The following is an 18,585-nucleotide window of genomic DNA, read 5'->3' as shown; positions in this document are numbered from 1 at the left end:
CGACCGGATCAGGCCCCTGCGGCGGCCAGCGCCTGCTTGAACGCCGTGGCCAGGTCCCCGGAGCTGGGCACCGGCCACTGCGTGCCGTTGATCAGCACCGACGGCACGCCCTGCAACTTGTTCGAGGCGAACTCCGCGGTGTACGTGTTCTCGATCGAGCCGGCGAAGGGCTGGGTGCGGACGCAGGCCTCGAAGGTGGGGCTGTCCAGGCCCGGGACGGTCTGGGCGACGCTGATCAGCTTGGCCGGATCGGCGAAGGCGTCGACGGTCTCGTCGGCGGGCTGCGCGGCGAACAAGGCCTCGCGGTAGGGCTGGAACTTGGCGGCCTGGAAGGCGCAGCTGGCGGCGTTCGCGGCGGCCAGGGAGCCCTTGCCGCCGCTGCCGCTGTGGTCGACCAGGTCCACGGCGTGGTACTCCACCTGGATGCCCGCCGCGGCGAGCTTGGCGTTGATCACCGGCTGCAGCTGGTCGTGGACCGCCTTGCACGGCGGGCAGCGGTAGTCCTCGTAGATGGTGACCTTGACCTTGCCGGTGCCGACCACCACGGTCGCGTCCTCGCCCGGGACGGAGCCGCCGCCGGTCTGCGAACCGGACGCCGTGCCGGACGGCGACGAGCCCGAAGTCGGCGCACCGGTGGCGCTCGAGTGCGAACCGGTGCTCGCACCCGGGCCCGAACCCGCGCCGGGCGCGGGCCCCACAGTGCCCTGCGAAGTGCACCCCGCAGCGAGCGCACCGGTCAGGATCAGCAAAGACAGTCTCCCCCTCATGGCTGTCATCGTAGAGGGCGACACCCCACACGTCATCGCGGGGGCCTGGCGATGGCGATCACTCGGCCGGCAGCCCCGTTCCGGGCGACGACGAACGCCGGACGGCGCCGGGTGGTTCTGTCACGAACCCGCCCCGGCGCCGCCACCGGCCTTGCCTCCTCGCGGACTACTCGATCCGCTCCCCGCGCTCGGCCTTCTCCATCAGCGACTGCGGCACGGCGAAGCGCTCGCCGTACTTCTCGTGCAGTTCCTTGGCTCGCGCCACGAAGCCTGTGACGCCGCCGTCGTAGCCGTTGATGTACTGGATCACGCCGCCGGTCCAGGCGGGGAAGCCGATGCCGAGGATGGAGCCGATGTTCGCCTCGGCGACCGAGCGCAGGACACCCTCGTCCAGGCAGCGGACGCTGTCCAGGGCCTCGGCGAAGAGCATGCGCTCCTGCATGTCCTCGAACGGGATCTCGGCCTGCGCTGGGAAGGCCTCGGGCAGGCCCGGCCACAGGGTGGTGCGCTTGCCGTCCGCGTAGTCGTAGAAGCCCGCGCCGGCGGAGCGGCCGCCGCGGCCGAAGTCGTCGACCATGCGGTTGATGACGGCCTCGGAGCCGTGCTCGACCCAGTCCTGCCCGGCGGCGGCGCGGGCCTCGTTGCGGATCTTCTGCGGGAGGGTGAGGGTCAGCTCGTCCATCAGCTGCAGCGGCGGGGCCGGGTAGCCGGCCTGGGAGCCGGCCTGCTCGATGGAGGCCGGGGGCAGGCCCTCGTTCACCATCGCCATGGCCTCGTCCAGGAAGCGGCCGATGACGCGGGAGGTGAAGAAGCCGCGGCTGTCGTTGACGATGATCGGGGTCTTCTTGATCTGGCGGGCCAGGTCGAAGGCCTTGGCGATGGCCGCGTCGGAGGTCTGCTCGCCGACGATGATCTCCAGCAGCGGCATCTTGTCCACCGGGGAGAAGAAGTGCAGGCCGATGAAGTCCGCCGGGCGCGTGACCGCGTGGGCCAGGCCGGTGATCGGCAGCGTGGAGGTGTTGGAGCCCAGCAGCGCGTCGGGGGCCAGGACGTCCTGGATCTCCTGGAAGACCTTGCCCTTGAGCTCCGGCGACTCGAAGACGGCCTCGATGACCAGGTCCGCGCCGGAGGCGTCCGCGGGGTCGGCGGTCGGGTGGATGCGCTCCAGGACGGCGTCGGCGGCCTCGCGCGTCATCTTCCCGCGTGACACGGCCTTGTCCAGGATCCCGGCCGAGTACGCCTTGCCCTTCTCGGCGGCCTCGACGCTGACGTCCTTCAGCACGACCTCGATCCCGGCACGCGCGCAGACGTAGGCGATCCCGGCACCCATCATGCCCGCGCCGAGCACCGCGACCTTGGTCGCCTGCCACGGCTCAAAGCCCGCCGGACGCGAGGCGCCGTTGGTGACCTTCTGCATGTCGAAGAAGAACGCCTGCGTCATGTTCTTCGCGACCTGACCGGTCACCAGCTCGACGAAGTAGCGCGCCTCGACGATCATCGCGTTGTCGAAGTCCACGCGCGCGCCCTCGACCGCGGCGGCCATGATGTTGCGCGGCGCCGGGTAGTTCGCGCCCTTGAGCTGCTTGCGCAGGTTCGCCGGGAACGCCGGCAGGTTCGCGGCGAACTTCGGGTTCTTCGGGTCGCCGCCGGGGATCCGGTAGCCGGCGACATCCCACGGCTGCTTGGCTTCAGGATTGGCCGACACCCACGCCTTGGCGGCGGCCAGCATCTCCTCAGGAGTGGCCACGACCTCATGCACCAGGCCGTTTTCGAGCGCCGCCTGCGGCTTGTACCGCTGACCCTGAAGCAGGACCTTGAGAAGCGCGTCCGTGATGCCGAGAAGGCGCACCGAACGCACCACTCCCCCGGCGCCGGGCAGCAGGCCCAGCGTCACCTCGGGGAAGCCGATCTCAGAGCCCTTAGCGTCCAGGGCCACCCGGTGATGACACGACAGCGCGATCTCGAAACCGCCGCCGAGCGCCGCGCCGTTGATCGCCGCCGCGACCGGCCTGCCGAACGTCTCCAGGCGCCGCAGCTGCGCCTTGATCAGCATGTTGCGCGCCATGATGTCGGCGGCGTCCTCGGGGCGGGCCTGGATCAGCTCATTGAGATCCCCGCCGGCGAAGAAGGTCTTCTTGGCGCTGGTGACCACGACGCCCGCGATCTCGTCCTTCTCGGCCTCCAACCGGTCCAGGACCGGGCCGAGGGCCTCGACGAAGGCGCGGTTCATGGTGTTGGCGGACTGGCCGGGGGCGTCCATGGTCAGGGTGACCACGCCGTCGGCGTCCTTGTCCCAGCCGATGTGGTTCTGCTCGCTCATGTTCCTCGTACCCGCCCTCAGACCCGCTCGACAATGGTGGCAATGCCCATACCGCCGCCCACGCACAGCGTGACCAGGCCGCGGCGCAGGTCGCGCCGCTCCAGCTCGTCCACGATCGTGCCGATGAGCATCGCGCCGGTGGCGCCCAGCGGGTGGCCCATGGCGATCGCGCCGCCGTTGACGTTGACCTTCTCCAGCGGGAGGTTCTCCATGTCGCGGACGTACCGCAGCACCACGCCCGCGAACGCCTCGTTGATCTCGACCAGGTCGATGTCCTCGATGCCCAGGCCCGCCTTGGCCAGCGCCTTCTTCGAGGCCGGCGCGGGGCCGGTGAGCATGATCGTGGAGTCGGCGCCGGAGACCGCGGTGGCCAGGATCCGGGCCCGCGGGGTCAGGCCCGCGGCCTGGCCGGCCTGCTCGTTGCCGATCAGGACCAGGGCGGCGCCGTCGACGATGCCGGAGGAGTTGCCGGCGTGGTGGACGTGGTCGATCCTCTCCACCCAGTGGTACTTCTGCAGCGCGACCGCGTCGAAGCCGCCGAGGTCGCCGATCGCCTCGAACGAGGGCTTCAGGCCCGACAGGGTCTGCACGGTGGTGCCGGGACGGATGAACTCGTCCTCGTCCAGGATCGTCAGGCCGTTGCGGTCCCGGACCGGGACCACCGAGTTCTTGAAGTAGCCGGCGGCGCGCGCCGCGGCGGCCAGCTCCTGCGAGCGGACGGCGAACTCGTCGACGTCGGTGCGGGAGAAGCCCTCGATGGTGGCGATCAGGTCCGCGCCGATGCCCTGCGGGATGAAGGAGATGTCGTAGGCGGTCTCCGGGTCCTCGAACCAGGCGCCGCCGTCGGAGGCCATCGGCACCCGCGACATCGACTCCACGCCGCCGGCCAGGATCAGGTCTTCGCCCAGGCCCGAGGCGACCTTCTGCGCGGCGGTGTTCACAGCCTCCAGCCCCGAGGCGCAGAACCGGTTGAGCTGGACCCCGGCGGTGGTGTCCGGCAGGCCCGCGGCCAGGGCCGAGACCTTGGCTATGTCCGAGCCCTGCTCGCCGATCGGGGACACCACGCCGAGGATGACGTCCTCGATCAGCGCCGGGTCCAGGTTCGGGTGGCGGGCCGTCACCTCCTGGATGAGCCCGACCATCAGGGAGATGGGCTTGACGGTGTGCAGCGAGCCGTTCTGCTTGCCCCGGCCGCGCGGTGTCCGGATCGCGTCGTAGACGTACGCGTTCGACATCGCAGTTCCTCTCTCTATCTTCAGTCTCTGTCTCGTCCGGTCGCTTCCGCTACAGCGAGCGGGCGATCAGTTCCTTCATGATTTCGTTGGCGCCGCCGTAGATGCGCTGCACCCGGCCGTCGGCGAACAGCCGCGCGATCGGGTACTCGAGCATGTAGCCGTAACCGCCGTGCAGCTGCACACAGCGGTCCACGACCTCGGTCTGGCGGTCGGTGATCCAGTACTTGGCCATCGAGGCGGTCGCGGCGTCCAGGCCGCCTTCCAGGTGCTTGAGGACACAGTCGTCGAAGAACACCCGGGCCACGCGCGCGATGGTCGCGCACTCGGCCAGCTCGAAGCGGGTGTTCTGGAGCTTGAACAGCGGCTTGCCGAAGGCCTGGCGCTCCTTGGTGTAGGCCACGGTGTAGTCAACGGCGGCCTCCAGCATCGCCATTCCGATCGCGGCGACCAGCAGGCGCTCCTGCGGGAGTTGCAGCATGAGCTGGATGAAGCCCTGGCCCTCGACGCCGCCGAGCAGGTTCTCGGCCGGGACGCGCAGGCCGTCGAAGAAGAGCTCGGCGGTGTCGGTGCTGTGCTGGCCGACCTTCTTCAGGACGCGGCCGCGCGCGAAGCCGGGGGTGTCCTCGCCGACCTCGGCGACCAGCAGGGAGACACCGTGCGCGCCCTGCGTGGTGTCGGTCTTGGCGACGATGACGACCAGGCCGGCGGTGTGGCCGTTGGTGATGAAGGTCTTGGCGCCGCTGATGACGTACTCGTCGCCCTCGCGGACCGCTTTGGTGGCGACGTTCTGCAGGTCCGAGCCGGTCCCGGGCTCGGTCATGGCGATCGCGCCGACCAGCTCGCCGGAGGCCATGCGCGGCAGCCAGCGCCGCTTCTGCTCCTCGGTGGCGTACGCGTTGAGGTAGTGCGCGACGATCCCGGCGTGCACGGTGATCGCCATGGCGCCGGCGCCGGAGCGCATCTGCGCCTCGGTGATGGCGACCTCGTGGGCGAAGGTGCCGCCCCCGCCGCCGTACTCCTCGGGGATCGAGGCGCACAGCAGCCCGAGCTTGCCGGCCGCCTGCCAGATGTCGCCGCTGGGGAAGCCCTGCGCCGCGAACTCCTCCTCCCGGGGCAGCGCCTCGTTGGTGAAGAAGGCCGTCGCGAGCTCCCGCAACGCCTCCACGTCCTCGCCCGCCCAGGCCGATCTGCTCATCTAGGACTCCCTGTCTGCCGAGGCCCACCGCCTAACGGCGATTAACATCGCGCGCCTCGGACACCGGTGTCAAGAGCACTGCCAGCATCAGCGCCCGCAGCCGCCCGGCCAAACCCGGGCGTTCGAGCAGGCGGCGGGTGCGGGCGGTGTCGTTGACGACGGCGAACGCGGCGAGGACGCGGATGCGGATCTCCTCGGGCGATGCGGACGGATTGGCGGCGCCGAGCAGACCGCACCAGCGTGCGGTGTAGGCGCGCTGGAAGCGGCGGGTCTCGGCGCGGTCGCGGTCGGGGAGGTTGTGGCCCTCGGTGAAGTAGGCGGCGACCAGGTCGCGGGAGGACAGGACGGTGGAGACGTAGCGGGTGGTGAGGTCGCCGAGAACGGTGAGGGCGGCGGATGGAGCCCTGAGATCGGGTGCAGCCGCATAGCTTTCGGCGAGGTCCTGCCGCAGCCGCTCCCCGATCCGCTCGGTGATCGTGCGCAGCAGCTCGGTCTTGCCGGCGAAGTGGCTGTAGACGCTCGGCCCCGCGATGCCGGCGGCGGCGCCGATCTCGTCGAGGGTCACCTCGTGGTAGCCGCGGTCCCAGAACAGTCGTGCGGCGGCTGCGAGGATCTGCTCTTTCCGGTCCCCCGCTGCCGGTTCGTCGGGCCTGTTATCGCCGCCGACGTCGGCGAACTCCACCGACACCACGTCCATCGCGATCCCGGCCAGCAGTTCCTCGAAGGCCGCGCGCGGCAGCCGGACCCGGTGGTCGGAGATGCTGCCCATCACGCTCAGCGCCGCCCACGCCACCAGTTCGGCGTCCGCCGGCTCCAGTTCCGGGCGCAGCGCGCGCAGCTCGGCGACCACCGCGTCGGTGGCCTCGCCCATCCGCTTGGCCAGGTCGGCGGCGTCCTCGGGCGCGAGATGGCGGTACTCGCGGCGCCACATCACGCCGAACTCGGGCCGGCGGATCACGAAGGCGGCCAGGTCGCGGTAGGTGCGGCGGAGCCGTTCGGCCGGGTCGGACATGCCGGCCAGGTCGGCGGCCAGGACCTGGGCCATCTCGTCGAAGCCGGAGCGCACCACCTCGGCCAGGATGGCCTGCTTGCCGGGGAAGTGGCGGTAGATGGCCGGTCCGGACAGGCCCGCGGCGGCGGCGATGTCGCCGACGGTCACGTTGTGGTAGCCGTCGCGGGCGAACAGGCCGGCGGCGATCGCCGTCAGCTGGTCGCGGCGTGCGCTGGTCCGCGGGGTCCGGGTCGTCATGGAAGTCAGCTTGATCCCGCGCCGCCGCCGCTGACAAGCGGCACAAGGCCGCGGCCGGGCGGTGCTCCGGCCCGTCAGTGCTCCGGCAGGTCGACCACGGCGACGTCGGCCACGTGCGCGCGGATCCGTTCCGGCGGCAGCGCCACGGCCTTGGCCCAGTAGTAGATCACCAGGCTCACCACGGCCACCACGATCAGCGACGTCCACTCCGTCAGCCACGGGTTCTTCATCGGGCCGAAGGCGCTGACCCGCACGATGATCCCCATCCCCAGCAGGTACGGCAGCAGCCACTGCGCCGAGCGCAGCTCCAGCGGCGGCTGGGCCGGGTTCAGGTGGAAGATCCGGGAGATCGCCAGCAGCACGTAGCCGATGACGATCGCCACCCCGAGCCGCCAGTCGGTGTCCCAGCCGGCCCACAGGATGATCAGGTTCGCGACGATGAAGGCGAACGGCGCCATCAGCGCCCCGGCCGCCAGGCGGTAGGGCCGCTCCACGTCCGGGAGCTTGTCGCGGAACACGCCGAAGGCCAGCGGCGCCCCGGCGTACATCAGCACGCTGGCGGAGGTGATGAACGAGACCAGCTGCTGCCAGCTGGGGAACGGCAGGAAGCAGATGCAGCCGACCACGAACGCGGTGAGCATGCCCAGCCACGGCACGCCGCGCCGGGTGACGTGCTCGTACTGCACCGGGATGTAGCCGTTGCGGCTCAGACCGTAGGTGATGCGGGAGGTGGACGTGGTGTAGATCAGGCCGGTGCCGCCGGGGGAGATGATCGCGTCGATGTACAGGATCGTCGCCAGCCAGCCCAGGCCCACCAGCGTCGCCAGGCCCGCGAACGGGCCGCTGATGTTCTTGTAGTCCAGGTGCGCCCAGCCCGCGGCGAAGGTCGCGGCCGGCAGCGCGGCGATGTAGACCACCTGCAGCATGATGTAGATCGCGGCGCCGATCAGGATCGACAGGATGGTCGCGCGCGGGATGTCCTTGCGCGGGTTGCGCGACTCCCCGGCCAGCTGGATCGCCTGCTCGAAGCCGAGCAGGGCGAAGATGATGCCGGAGGTGGAGACCGCCGACATGATGCCGTGCGCGCCGAAGGGCATGAAGCCGCCGCCGGAGGAGGCGGTGAAGTTCGAGGCGTGGAAGTGGGTCAGGGCCAGCACGAAGATGGTGAGCAGCGGCACGCCGACCTTCCACCAGGTCGCGGCGTTGTTCACGGTGGCCAGCTTCTGGATGCCGAGGAAGTTCACGGCCGTGAAGATCGCCATCAGCAGGATCGCGACGAGCTCGCCGTAGCCGGTGAGCGTGCCGTCCTTGTGCTGCCAGCTGTCGGCCCAGGCGTAGTGCTGGGCGTAGCCGATCATCGCCTGGACCTCGATCGGCGGGACGGTCACGGCCTGCAGCCAGGTGAACCACCCGAACGAGGCCCCGGCCGCGCCGCCGAAGGCGTAGTGCGGGTAGCGCGCGGTGCCGCCGGCGACCGGGAACATGCCGCCGAGCTCGGCGTGCACGAACGCCAGCGCGATGATCGCCACCGCCGCGATGCCCCAGCTGATCAGGGCGGCGGGGCCCGCCGCGACCAGTGCCTTCTGCGCGCTGTACAGCCAGCCCGACCCGATGATCGACCCTTCGGAGGCCCACAGCAGGCCGATCAGCCCGATGTCGCGCCGCAGGTGGGTCGAGTGCCCGGAGCCGCCGGCCGAATCTTGTACCGCCATATTCGGTGGTGTGGTCAGAAAGGTTGCCTTTGTAACCTTTCTACCTCCGAACGGGTCACCCGGAGCGGCGGCGGCCGGTTTCTTGTCAGGACCGCGACACCAGCTCCCTGGCTTCGGCCGGATCTCCCGCGTCGCGTGCCAGTGCCGCGAGCTCCCGGCACCGCGCCAGGGTGCGCGCACTGAGCGCGGCGTGGACGGCGGGAACCGCCGCGGCGGCCATCGACAGCGAGGTCACCCCCAGGCCGACGAGCACCGGGGCCAGCCGCGGATCGGCCGCCGCCTCTCCGCACACGCCCACCGGCTTGCCCGCCGCGCGCCCGGCCTCGGCGGCCAGCGCGATCAGCTCCAGCAGCGCGGGCTGCCAGGGGTCGAGCAGGTCGGGCAGGCGGCCGTCCTGGCGGTCGGCGGCCATCGTGTACTGGCCCAGGTCGTTGGTGCCGATGGACAGGAAGTCCAGGTGCGCCAGCAGCCGGGCCGCGCGCAGCGCCGCGGCGGGGATCTCGATCATGGCGCCGACGTGCTCCAGGCCGTGCGCACGGGCCCGGGCGGCGAAGTCCGCGGCCTCGCCGGGGGTGGCGACCATCGGGGCCATGGTCCAGACCTCGCAGGAGGCTTGGGCGGCGGCCGAGGCGATGGCGGCGAGCTGGTCGTCGAGGACCTCGGGGCGCAGGCGCGCGGTGCGCAGGCCCCTGACGCCCAGCGCCGGGTTCTCCTCGGCGGGCAGGCCGAGGAACGGCAGGGGCTTGTCGGCGCCGGCGTCCAGGGTGCGGATGACGACGCGGGTGCCGGGTTCGGGGAAGGCGTTGAAGAGTTCGAGGTAGGCGTCGTGTTGTTCGGTTTTGGAGGGCGCGTCTTTGCGGCCGAGGAACAGGAACTCGGTGCGCAGCAGGCCTACGCCTTGGGCGCCGGGGCGGGCGTCTTTCAGCGCACCGATGTTCAGGTAGAGGGATACCGGGTGGCCGTCCGCGGTGTGGCAGGGGCCGAGGGCGGCGAGGTCGGCCCGGGTGCGGGGGCGGGGCACGGTGTCGCCGGCATGTTCCACGCCTACGGTGACGGTCCCGGTGGTGCCGTCGACCGCGACCAGGGTGCCGTCGGCGACGGCGGTCACGCCGGTGACCGCGACGATCGCCGGAATGCCGAGGCCGCGCGCCAGGATCGCGGTGTGGCTGGTCGGGCCGCCGCGCTCGGTGAGGATCGCCAGGACCTGGTCGGGGTTCAGGTTCGCGGTGTCGGCGGGGGCGAGATCGGCGGCCGCCAGGACGAAGGGGTGGCCGGGATCCGGGATGCCGGGGATCGGACGGCCCAGGGCGATGGCCGCGGCACGGTCGCGCAGGTCTTCGAGGTCCGCGGCACGCTCGGCGAGGTAGCCGCCGCCCTCGCGCAGCAGGTCGGCCTGGGCGTCGAAGGCCTCGGTGAGGGCGTGCGCGGCGTCGGTGCCGGCGGCGGTGCGCCGGCCGATGTCCTCGGCGAGGAGAGGGTCCTCGGCGATCATCGCCAGGGCTTCGAGGATGTCGCGCGCTTCGCCGGACAGGCGGGCGGCGCGGGTGTTGAGGTCGGAGGCCAGGACGGTGATGGCTTGGCAGGCCGAGGACAGTTCGGCGGCGGAGTCGGTGACCTGGTGCGGCGGCGGGAGGGGCGCCGGGACGGTCATGCGCACGACCGGACCAGAGGCCGTGCCCGCGCTCACCCCGACGCCGCTGAGCCGCGCTGCCGCAGCAAGCCCGACGGCAACGCCGGCCGGCGCCACACCAGCCGCCTGCCCGCCCGCGCTTGCGCTTGCCACAGCAGCAAGCCCGGCGACCTGCGCCACATCAGCCGCCGCGCCGCCGGCCTGCGCCTCAGGCATCCTCAGTCTCCTCATCCAGGTTCCGGGCGATCAGCTCGGCCAGCGCCGCGACCGCCTCCTCGGCGCCCTCGCCCTCGGCCTGCAAGGTGACCTCCGTCCCCTGCTTCACCCGGGCCGCGAGGACCGCCAGGATGCTGCGGGTGTCGATCGGCGGGCGGTCGCCCACGCGCAGCCGCACCGTCGCCGGCTGCTTCGCGGCTGCCTGGACCAGCAGTTTCGCCGGACGGGCGTGGAGCCCGCTGGTGGATCCGACCACGACGGTGCGCTCTGCCATGTCTGTCTCCTTCAGCTCGGGGCTCGGCTCAGGGCTCGATGGTGACCTTGATGGCCTCGCCCTTGGCCACGATGTCCAGGGCGTCCAGCACCCGCTCCAGGGGCAGGCGGACCGAGATCAGGTCCTTCACGGGCACCTCGCCGGTGGCGATCAGCTCCAGGGCGCGGGCGTTGTGCGCCGGGGAGGAGCCGTTGGCGCCGACGATCGTCAGTTCGCGGTAGTGGACCAGGTTGGAGTCCAGGGTGATGGTCGGCTTGTCCTTGGGCAGGCCGCCGAAGAAGCTGATACGGGCGCGGGGGGCGGCGATCTGCAGAGCCTGCTCCTGGGCCGCCCCGGCGGCGGTGGCGGTGATCACCACGTCCACGCCGCGGCCGTCGGTGAGCTTGCGGACCTGCTCGATGATGTCGCCGTCCTCGGCGCAGACGGTGTCGTCGGGGTGGACCAGGTCGGCGGCGAGGTGGAGGCGTTCGCGGTTGACCTCGATCATGATGATGCGCGACACGCCGCGGGAACGGGCCAGGCGGACGTGCAGGCAGCCGATCGGGCCCGCGCCGAAGACCGCCACCACGTCGCCGGGGCCGGTGCCGGCCAGCTCCTGGCCGTTGAGCACGCAGGCCAGCGGCTCGGTCACGGAGGCCTCGTCGGCGCCGACGCCGTCGGGGATCCGGTTCATCCCGTCCACGGCCAGCACGCTGCGCGGGACCACCATGTACTCGGCGAAGCCGCCCTCGTACTGGTAGCCCATCGACTCCTGGTTCAGGCACACGGTCTGGTGCCCGCGGGCGCACTCCTCGCAGGTGCCGTCCGGGATCGCGGCGATCACCTGCACCCGGTCCCCCGGCGCCCAGCCCTCGACCCCGGCGCCGATCTCGACGATCTCCCCGGCGATCTCGTGCCCCATCACCCGCGGCGGGGCGATGCGGAAGTGCCCGGAGCGGAAGATCTTCAGGTCGGTCCCGCACATCGAGCAGGCCAGCACCCGGATCTTCACCTCGCCGGCGCCGGCGGTGGGTTCGGGCACGTCTTCGATCCGGACGTCCCCGGGTCCGTGGAACACAGCGGCCTTCATACGTTCTCTGCCTTTCCCTCCGGCTGGAGCAGCCGGATCACTTCGTTCGCGGTCGTTGCCTTGTGCAGTCGCCCGGCCCGCTCGGGGTCCATCAGGACCTCGGCGAGTTCGGCGAGGATGTCCAGGTGCCGGTCTCCGAGGGCGGCGATCGCCACGCACATCGACACCTCTTGTCCCTCGCCCCAGTCGACGGGTTCGGCCAGCGCCAGGACGGCCAGCGCGTCGTGGCGGACGTGCTTCTTGCCGGCGGCGGTGGAGTGCGGGATCGCCACCCCGGCGCCGATGTAGGTCGAGATCTCGTCTTCGCGCTCGCGCATCGAGGGGACGTAGTCCTGGCTCACGGCTCCGACCTCGACCAGCAGCTCGCCGCATCGGCGGACCGCGTCGTAGCGGTCGGACGCCACGACGCCGAACCGGACGGCCTGCTCGGCCAGCAGGCCGTCGCCGGTGTCAGACATCGATGCTGCCGCCTTCCTTCACGGCCTTGACCACCTTGTTCACGGCCGGGTCGCCCAGGAAGATCTGGAACGTCACCACCGGCTTGCCGGGGGCGGCGGCCCGGGCCCGCTCGGCCAGGCCCTGCTGGGTCAGGATCAGGTCGGCGTCGGCCGGGATGGCCGAGACCGGCGCGTGCTCGACGGTCACGCCGCTGTTCTTCAGCTGCCGCTTCAAGGTGCCGGCCAGCATCACTGAGGACCCCATGCCCGCGTCGCAGGCCACGATGATCTTCTTGATGTCCGAGGCGGGGATCGTGCTCATGCCGTGGCTCCTTCCGGTGAGGACTGCGCCGGGACGGCGGCGGCCTCGTCAGCGTCCTGGGTCTCTTCGGCTTCTTCAGCCTTCTCACCGCGTCCGAAGCCGAGCAGGAGCGAGGCCACGACGAACGACACGGCCGCGGCGACCACGACACCGGCCAGGACCCCGAAGTAGCTGCCGCGCGGCGTCTCGGTGAGGTAGGCGAAGATCGAGCCCGGCGAGGGCGAGGCGACCAGGCCGGCGCCGGTGACGGAGAACACTGAGATACCGGCGAACCCGCCCGCGATCGCGGCCAGGATCAGGCGCGGCTTCATCAGGATGTAGGGGAAGTAGATCTCGTGGATGCCGCCGAGGAACTGGATGACGATGGCGCCCGGGACCGTCGGCCGCAGCGCGCGCGGGCCGAACAGCAGGTAGGCGCACAGGATGCCCAGGCCCGGACCGGGGTTGGACTCCAGCATGAACAGGATCGACCTGTGGTGCGGTCCGGCGGCCTGGGCCACCGCCAGCGGGTCCAGGACGCCGTGGTTGATGGCGTTGTTCAGGAACAGCACCTTGGCCGGCTCGATCAGGATGCTGACGAAGGGCAGCAGGTGGTGGTTCAGCACCCAGTTGACGCCGTGCCCGGCCCAGTCCGTCACGTGGTTCACGGCCGGGCCGATCGCCAACTTGCCCAGCACCGCGAAGGCGCCGCCGATGATGCCCAGCGAGAAGTTGTCGACCAGCATCTCGAACCCGGCGCGCAGCCGGTCGGCGGTGAGCTTGTCGAACTGCTTGAGCACCCACGCCGAGGCCGGGCCCGCGATCATCGCCCCGAGGAACATCGGCACCGAGGAGCCGACGACCACGCCGGTGGTGGCGATGGCGCCGATCACCGCGCCGCGCTGGCCGTGCACGATCCGGCCGCCGGTGTAGCCGATGAGGATCGGCAGCAGGTAGGTGATCATCGGCGAGACCAGCTCGCCGAGCGAGGAGTTCGGGGTCCAGCCGGTCGGGATGAACAGCGCGGTGATCAGTCCCCAGGCGATGAACGCGCCGATGTTCGGCATCACCATCGAGGCCAGGAACGAGCCGAACTTCTGAACCTTGGCCTTCAATCCGGTGCCGGTGGGGACCGGCGTATAAGCCATCGAAGACATCGCGTCCTCCTAGGGACGTCAAGCGGATCGATTGGGGGTTGGTGGTTCCTCACTTGTCGTGCTGGTGCTGGTGCTGGTGCTGGTGCTGGTGCTGGTGCTGGTGCTGGTGTGCTGGTGCTGGTAGCGCGGCGGACCCCGGGGGGGGGACGCGGTCAGCCGTTGTCGGCCAGGTGGAGCGCCCCGGCCGGTTTGCCTCCCGGGTCGCGCACGACCCGGATCCCCTCCCGGACCACGTCCGGCGGGCCGGGCATCTGGCTGCCCGGCAGGCCGACCGCGGCCCTGGCCCACGCCATCGCCTCGATCAGCGCCTCAGGGCCCTGACCGCCGGCGGCCAGGAACCCGGCCAGCAGCGCGTCGCCGGCCCCGACGGTGCTCACCGGCTCGATCGCCTCGGCGGCGCCGAACACCGCGCCGGAGCCGTCGACGAGCACGGTGCCGTCCGCGCCCAGGCTCGCCAGCACCGCCTTGACGCCCCGGGAGCACAGCTTCTCGGCCGCGGCGACGACCTCGCCGATGCTGTTCAGCGGCGTGCCGACGGCGGCGGCCAGCTCCTGGCGGTTGGGCTTGATCAGATCCGGGCCGGCGTCGACCGCGGCCAGCAGCGCCGCCCCGCTGGTGTCCACGGCGACGCGGACGCCGTGCTCGGCGAACTGTGCGGTCAGGCGGGCGTAGACGTCGTCGGGGACGCCCGGCGGCAGGCTGCCGGACAGCACGGCCCAGGAGACGCCGGTGTTCGACGCGCCGCTGTTCGGCATGCCGACGTTCGCAAAGCCGCCGCTCGCAGACGCGCCGCCGTTCGCAGTGCCGGTGTTCGCAGTGCCGCCGCTTGCAACGCCGCCATTCGCGGCAGCGCCGTTCGCAGTACCGGCGTTCGCAGCATTCTGTGACACGCACCGCTCCAGCACCGCCTCGGCCAGCAGCGCCACCTCCTGCCCGGTCAGCGCCCCGCCGGGGGCGTTGACCTTCGTCACCCGGCCGTCGGCCTCGGCCAGCGTGATGTTCGAGCGGGTCCAGCCGGCGACCTGGACCTCGGTCACCGGGACGCCGGCGTTCTGCAGCAGGCGTGCGAGTTCCTCGCCGTCCGGGCCGGCACACGGGATCACCGCGTGCGAGTCGACGCCGAAGGCCCGCAGGACCCGGGTCACGTTCACGCCCTTGCCGCCGGGGTCGATGCGCACGGAGGTGGCGCGCAGCACCTCTCCGCGGCGCAGCGAGTCCAGCGCCAGGGTGCGATCCAGGCTGGGGTTGAGGGTCAGGGTCACGATCATGCCCGGACCACCCGCACCCCGGCCGCGCCGAACTCGGCGGCGGTCTCCTCGTCCAGGCCGGCGTCGGTGACGAACACGTCGACGTCGTCCAGGCCGCCGAAGCGGGCCATGCAGTCGTTGCCGACCTTGGTGTGGTCGGCCAGCAGCACGGTGCGCCGGGCCGCGCCGATCATCGCGCGCTTCACCGCCGCCTCGGCCAGGTCCGGGGTGGTCAGGCCGCGCGCCGCCGAGACCCCGTTGGTCGCCATGAAGGCCACGTCCACGCACAGCTGGGACAGCGGGGCCAGCGCCCACTCGTCCACCGCGGCCAGGGTGCGGCCGCGGATCCGGCCACCGAGCATCAGGACCGTGAGATTGGGCCGGGCGACCAGCTGCGCGGCCAGCGCCGGGGCGTTGACCACGACGGTCAGCTCGCGGTCGGCCGGCAGCGCCGAGGCCAGCCGGCCGGCGGTGGTCCCGGCGTCGATGATGATCGAGCCCTCCTGCGGGATCTCGGCCAGCGCGGCCTTGACGATGCGCTCCTTCTCCGCGGTCATGCTCTGGTCCCGCACGGCCAGCGCGGGCTCGAAGCCGAGCCGCTCGACCGGGATCGCCCCGCCGTGCACCCGGCGTACGAAACCGGCCCGCTCCAGGACGGTCAGGTCCCGGCGGATCGTCTCGGTGGTCACCGTCAGGTCCTCGGCCAGGACCACGACGTCCACCCGGCCGTCGACCCGCGCCTTGTGCAGGATCGCCTGCTGTCGTTCCTCTGCGTACATGGGCCACCCCGAGTGTGCTCAGTGAGCTCAGCGATCAGCAATCTCTTCGGGAACCGCGCGGAACATCAGCGCTTGGTTTCCACGCCGTTTCCCTTTGTTCGTGTTGGTTTTACGCCTCGCCGGTACCGCTGTCAAGGCTCCGACCTCGGCCGTCACAGGCTTCTGATTCTTTGCGCACGGACCCTGGCCGTCCGCCGCGGGCGGGAGTAGCATCCCCGGTGACTTCGAGGATTGAATCGATTTAATCTTCAGCTCCACCAGTGCGAGCTGTGCACTCCCAGCGCCTCCCGTGAGCTCGTTCCCCCATGCCCGAAAACGTTTCAGGAGGGGTACCACCGTGAGACACCTACCGATCGCCGCGCTCGCGTTCGGCCTGACGGTCGGCGGTTTCGGCACCGCCACCGCCGCCCCGGCGCCACATCCGGCCGAAGCCCACAGCGCGGCCGCCAATCCCTGCGCTGCGGACAACCTGTCCCCCACGTCCCGCACCGTCGCCCCGGTCTCGGTCTACGCCACCAACGGCACCGTCGGAAACGCTTCCGCCGTGCTGTCCGGGCAGAACACCCGGCTGACCGGCAACGGATCGGCGGTGACACTCGACTTCGGCAAGGAGGTCGGCGGCCTGGTGACGCTGCGCTTCGCCGACGCCAGCGATTCCAGCCAGAGCGTCGGCCTGGCGTTCTCCGAGTCCGACCAGTTCGTCGGCAACGCCAGCGACGCCTCCAGCGGCGGCGGCGCGGACGGCTTCGTGGCGGCGGCGGTTCCGGTCGGCGGCGGGAGCTACACGATGCCGAAGGACAAGCTGCGCGGCGGATTCAGGTATCTGACACTCTTCCTGAACTCCGGCGGCTACGCCGATCTCGACGGCGTCTCGCTGGCGTTCAGCGCGGCCCCCGACACCTCGGACCCGGCCGCGTACCCGGACTACTTCTGCTCCAACGACGCCGCGCTCAACCAGGCCTGGTACGCCGGCGCCTACACCACGCAGCTGGACACCATCGATCCGACCGAGGGCCGGGTCTGGCCGCCGCCGTCCTCTGGCTGGGAGAACAACGGCGTCGTGGGCACCGGGACCGAGGTGCTCACCGACGGCGCGAAGCGGGACCGGTCGGTGTGGCCCGGCGACATGGGGGTCTCGGCGGCCACGGCGTACGTGAGCACCGACGACATGCTCGGCGTCCGCAACTCCTTGACCACGATGTACCAGAACCAGAAGTCGACCGGCGAGCTGCCGTACGGCGGTCCGGAGTTCGACTTCTACAGCTCGGACACCTACCACATATGGTCGCTGGTCGGGACGTACACGTACTACCTGTACACGGCCGACAAGACCTGGCTGGACGGCATCTGGAGCAAGTACCAGCTCGGCATGAACTTCATCACCGCCAAGATCGACGGCAACGGCCTGCTGAACGTCACCGGCACCAACGACTGGGCCCGCGGCGACCAGGGCGGGGAGAACATCGAAGCCAATGCCCTGATGTACGAGGCGTTGACCACCGGCGCGCAGTTGGCCAAGGCGGAGGGCAACAGCTCGCTGGCCACGACCTACAGCGGCAAGGCAGCGAGCATCCAGAGCGCCGTCAACGCCACGCTGTGGAATTCCGCGACCGGCGCGTACAAGGACAACCCGAGCAGCACGCTGTACCCGCAGGACGGGAACTCCCTCGCGGTCTGGTACGGCCTGGCCAGCGCTTCGCAAGCCACTGCGATCATGACGCACCTGCGCGGCAACTGGAACAGCCTGGGAGCTCAGGCCCCTGAGTTCAGCAACAACATCTCGCCGTTCTCCGGCTCGATGGAGCTCTACGCGCACTTCGCCGCCGGCGACGACGTGAACGCCCTCAACCTGATCCGCGACGAGTGGGGCTACATGCTCGACTCCCCGATCGGCACCGGCAGCACCTTCTGGGAGGGCTACGCGAACAACGGCACGCTGAACGCGTACTCGAGCCCGTTCACCAGCCTGGCGCACGGCTGGTCGACCGGCCCGACCGGCGCGCTGACCACCGACGTGCTCGGCATCTCCCCCACCGCGCCGTCGGGGACCGCGTACCAGGTCGTGCCGCACCCCGGCGATCTGACACACGTCGAGGGGACGCTGACGGTGGCCGCCGGCAAGCAGATCCACGCCGGCTACGACCATGACGCCGCGGGCGATTTCAGCATGCAGGTGGACTCCTCGACGAACAGCGGCTCGTCCGGTGTCATCGCGGTGCCGACGTGGGGCCAGAGCCGGACCGTGACGGTGAACGGGCAGACCGCGTGGAACGGCGGCGCGTTCGTCGGAGCCTCCGGGATCACCAGCGCGGACACCGACGGGCACTACGTCTACTTCCGCGGGGTCTCCCCCGGTGCGTACACGGTGGCCTACAGCGCCTCGGCGACCGCGCCGCCGATCTCCTACCGCGAACTGCCCGGCACCTGGACCCGCTGCGCCGCCGAGAACGGCAGCTGCGCGGTGAGCGGATCGTCGGTGATCGCGTTCGGAGCCGGCGGAGACTTCAACTACCTGGAGACGAGCAATGCCACCACCTGCAACGACACCGTCTTCGGCGACCCCGCGCCGAACGTCCCCAAGTGGTGCTACGTGCAGACCGCACAGCCGGCCGCGCCGGGCTGGCAGCAGTGCGCCACCGAGAACCAGAACTGCGCCTACAGCGGCCTGATGACGATCGCGTACGGCGCGAACGGCGCCTACAAGTTCGCCACGCTCGGCAGCGGCGGCACCGCCTGCGACAACGCGGTCTTCGGCGACCCGGCGCCGAACGCGGCCAAGGCCTGCTTCCTGCTCGGCCCTCCCCCCGGCTTCACGACGTGGACGTCCTGTGCCGTGGAGAACGGGAGCTGCTCCTTCTCCGGGACGCACGAGGTGGCCTTCGGCGTGAACGGCCGGTACTACTTCGGCAGCTACAGCGGCGGGACGCCTTGCACGGACACGGTCTTCGGCGACCCGGTGTTCGGAACGGCGAAGGCCTGCTACGTCCAATAGTCATG

15 protein-coding genes are annotated in these 18,585 nt (G+C 71.0%); 1 reads left to right on the top strand and 14 read right to left on the bottom strand.

Annotated elements, in window-relative coordinates:
• Positions 1–8: 8 nt before the first annotated feature.
• The 14 genes from ABIA35_RS42975 to ABIA35_RS42910 form a co-directional block, all read right to left on the bottom strand.
• Complete coding sequence (locus ABIA35_RS42975) at positions 9–767, bottom strand: DsbA family protein (protein ID WP_370361853.1); 759 nt, start codon at positions 765–767, stop codon at positions 9–11.
• A 166-nt stretch (positions 768–933) separates the two neighbouring features.
• Positions 934–3,087, bottom strand: a complete 2,154-nt coding sequence (locus tag ABIA35_RS42970; protein ID WP_370361852.1) for a 3-hydroxyacyl-CoA dehydrogenase NAD-binding domain-containing protein — start codon at positions 3,085–3,087, stop codon at positions 934–936.
• Positions 3,088–3,104: 17 nt separating this feature from the next.
• On the bottom strand, positions 3,105–4,322 hold the full coding sequence (locus ABIA35_RS42965; protein WP_370344432.1) for an acetyl-CoA C-acetyltransferase: 1,218 nt from the start codon (positions 4,320–4,322) through the stop codon (positions 3,105–3,107).
• A gap of 49 nt (positions 4,323–4,371) precedes the next feature.
• A complete protein-coding gene (locus ABIA35_RS42960; RefSeq protein WP_370361851.1) occupies positions 4,372–5,517 on the bottom strand; it encodes an acyl-CoA dehydrogenase family protein in 1,146 nt (381 codons plus the stop codon).
• A gap of 31 nt (positions 5,518–5,548) precedes the next feature.
• A complete protein-coding gene (locus ABIA35_RS42955) occupies positions 5,549–6,766 on the bottom strand; it encodes a TetR/AcrR family transcriptional regulator (protein WP_370361850.1) in 1,218 nt (405 codons plus the stop codon).
• A gap of 74 nt (positions 6,767–6,840) precedes the next feature.
• The gene (locus tag ABIA35_RS42950) at positions 6,841–8,478 is read right to left on the bottom strand and encodes an APC family permease (RefSeq protein WP_370344429.1); all 1,638 of its coding nucleotides are present in this window, start codon (positions 8,476–8,478) and stop codon (positions 6,841–6,843) included.
• Between the two features lie 85 nt (positions 8,479–8,563).
• Entirely contained in the window at positions 8,564–10,324 is a 1,761-nt protein-coding gene (gene ptsP / locus ABIA35_RS42945) for a phosphoenolpyruvate--protein phosphotransferase (protein ID WP_370361849.1), read from the bottom strand.
• Positions 10,317–10,598, bottom strand: coding sequence for an HPr family phosphocarrier protein (locus ABIA35_RS42940; RefSeq protein WP_370344427.1), 282 nt, complete (start codon positions 10,596–10,598; stop codon positions 10,317–10,319). Before ABIA35_RS42940 ends, ptsP begins: the two co-directional genes overlap by 8 nt.
• 28 nt (positions 10,599–10,626) lie before the next feature.
• Positions 10,627–11,667, bottom strand: coding sequence for a zinc-dependent dehydrogenase (locus ABIA35_RS42935; RefSeq protein ID WP_370344426.1), 1,041 nt, complete (start codon positions 11,665–11,667; stop codon positions 10,627–10,629).
• A complete protein-coding gene (locus ABIA35_RS42930) occupies positions 11,664–12,125 on the bottom strand; it encodes a PTS sugar transporter subunit IIA (RefSeq protein WP_370344425.1) in 462 nt (153 codons plus the stop codon). Before ABIA35_RS42930 ends, ABIA35_RS42935 begins: the two co-directional genes overlap by 4 nt.
• Positions 12,118–12,426 carry a PTS lactose transporter subunit IIB gene (locus ABIA35_RS42925; protein ID WP_370344424.1) on the bottom strand — a complete coding sequence of 103 codons (309 nt, stop codon included), beginning with the start codon at positions 12,424–12,426 and terminating at the stop codon, positions 12,118–12,120. Before ABIA35_RS42925 ends, ABIA35_RS42930 begins: the two co-directional genes overlap by 8 nt.
• Positions 12,423–13,562 carry a mannitol-specific PTS transporter subunit IIC gene (mtlA, locus tag ABIA35_RS42920; protein WP_370361848.1) on the bottom strand — a complete coding sequence of 380 codons (1,140 nt, stop codon included), beginning with the start codon at positions 13,560–13,562 and terminating at the stop codon, positions 12,423–12,425. Before mtlA ends, ABIA35_RS42925 begins: the two co-directional genes overlap by 4 nt.
• Positions 13,563–13,714: 152 nt before the next feature.
• The gene (locus tag ABIA35_RS42915; protein ID WP_370361846.1) at positions 13,715–14,830 is read right to left on the bottom strand and encodes a 1-phosphofructokinase family hexose kinase; all 1,116 of its coding nucleotides are present in this window, start codon (positions 14,828–14,830) and stop codon (positions 13,715–13,717) included.
• Positions 14,827–15,588, bottom strand: a complete 762-nt coding sequence (locus ABIA35_RS42910) for a DeoR/GlpR family DNA-binding transcription regulator (protein WP_370344421.1) — start codon at positions 15,586–15,588, stop codon at positions 14,827–14,829. Before ABIA35_RS42910 ends, ABIA35_RS42915 begins: the two co-directional genes overlap by 4 nt.
• 337 nt (positions 15,589–15,925) lie before the next feature.
• Here ABIA35_RS42910 and ABIA35_RS42905 point away from each other — a divergent pair, with 337 nt between their 5' ends.
• A complete protein-coding gene (locus ABIA35_RS42905) occupies positions 15,926–18,580 on the top strand; it encodes a trehalase family glycosidase (protein WP_370361845.1) in 2,655 nt (884 codons plus the stop codon).
• The last annotated feature ends 5 nt before the right edge of the window (positions 18,581–18,585 follow it).

Source organism: Catenulispora sp. MAP12-49 (assembly GCF_041262705.1).
GTDB lineage: Bacteria > Actinomycetota > Actinomycetes > Streptomycetales > Catenulisporaceae > Catenulispora.
This window is presented reverse-complemented; position numbering and strand designations above follow the sequence as displayed.

Bases quoted from the DNA above. Each gene is read 5' to 3' on its own strand.
- ABIA35_RS42955 (WP_370361850.1), bottom strand. From the start codon at position 6,766: ATGACGACCCGGACCCCGCGGACCAGCGCACGCCGCGACCAGCTGACG.
- ptsP (WP_370361849.1), bottom strand. From the start codon at position 10,324: ATGCCTGAGGCGCAGGCCGGCGGCGCGGCGGCTGATGTGGCGCAGGTC.
- mtlA (WP_370361848.1), bottom strand. From the start codon at position 13,562: ATGTCTTCGATGGCTTATACGCCGGTCCCCACCGGCACCGGATTGAAG.
- ABIA35_RS42970 (WP_370361852.1), bottom strand. From the start codon at position 3,087: ATGAGCGAGCAGAACCACATCGGCTGGGACAAGGACGCCGACGGCGTG.
- ABIA35_RS42975 (WP_370361853.1), bottom strand. From the start codon at position 767: ATGAGGGGGAGACTGTCTTTGCTGATCCTGACCGGTGCGCTCGCTGCG.
- ABIA35_RS42950 (WP_370344429.1), bottom strand. From the start codon at position 8,478: ATGGCGGTACAAGATTCGGCCGGCGGCTCCGGGCACTCGACCCACCTG.
- ABIA35_RS42960 (WP_370361851.1), bottom strand. From the start codon at position 5,517: ATGAGCAGATCGGCCTGGGCGGGCGAGGACGTGGAGGCGTTGCGGGAG.
- ABIA35_RS42910 (WP_370344421.1), bottom strand. From the start codon at position 15,588: ATGTACGCAGAGGAACGACAGCAGGCGATCCTGCACAAGGCGCGGGTC.
- ABIA35_RS42965 (WP_370344432.1), bottom strand. From the start codon at position 4,322: ATGTCGAACGCGTACGTCTACGACGCGATCCGGACACCGCGCGGCCGG.
- ABIA35_RS42925 (WP_370344424.1), bottom strand. From the start codon at position 12,426: ATGAGCACGATCCCCGCCTCGGACATCAAGAAGATCATCGTGGCCTGC.
- ABIA35_RS42915 (WP_370361846.1), bottom strand. From the start codon at position 14,830: ATGATCGTGACCCTGACCCTCAACCCCAGCCTGGATCGCACCCTGGCG.
- ABIA35_RS42935 (WP_370344426.1), bottom strand. From the start codon at position 11,667: ATGAAGGCCGCTGTGTTCCACGGACCCGGGGACGTCCGGATCGAAGAC.
- ABIA35_RS42940 (WP_370344427.1), bottom strand. From the start codon at position 10,598: ATGGCAGAGCGCACCGTCGTGGTCGGATCCACCAGCGGGCTCCACGCC.
- ABIA35_RS42930 (WP_370344425.1), bottom strand. From the start codon at position 12,125: ATGTCTGACACCGGCGACGGCCTGCTGGCCGAGCAGGCCGTCCGGTTC.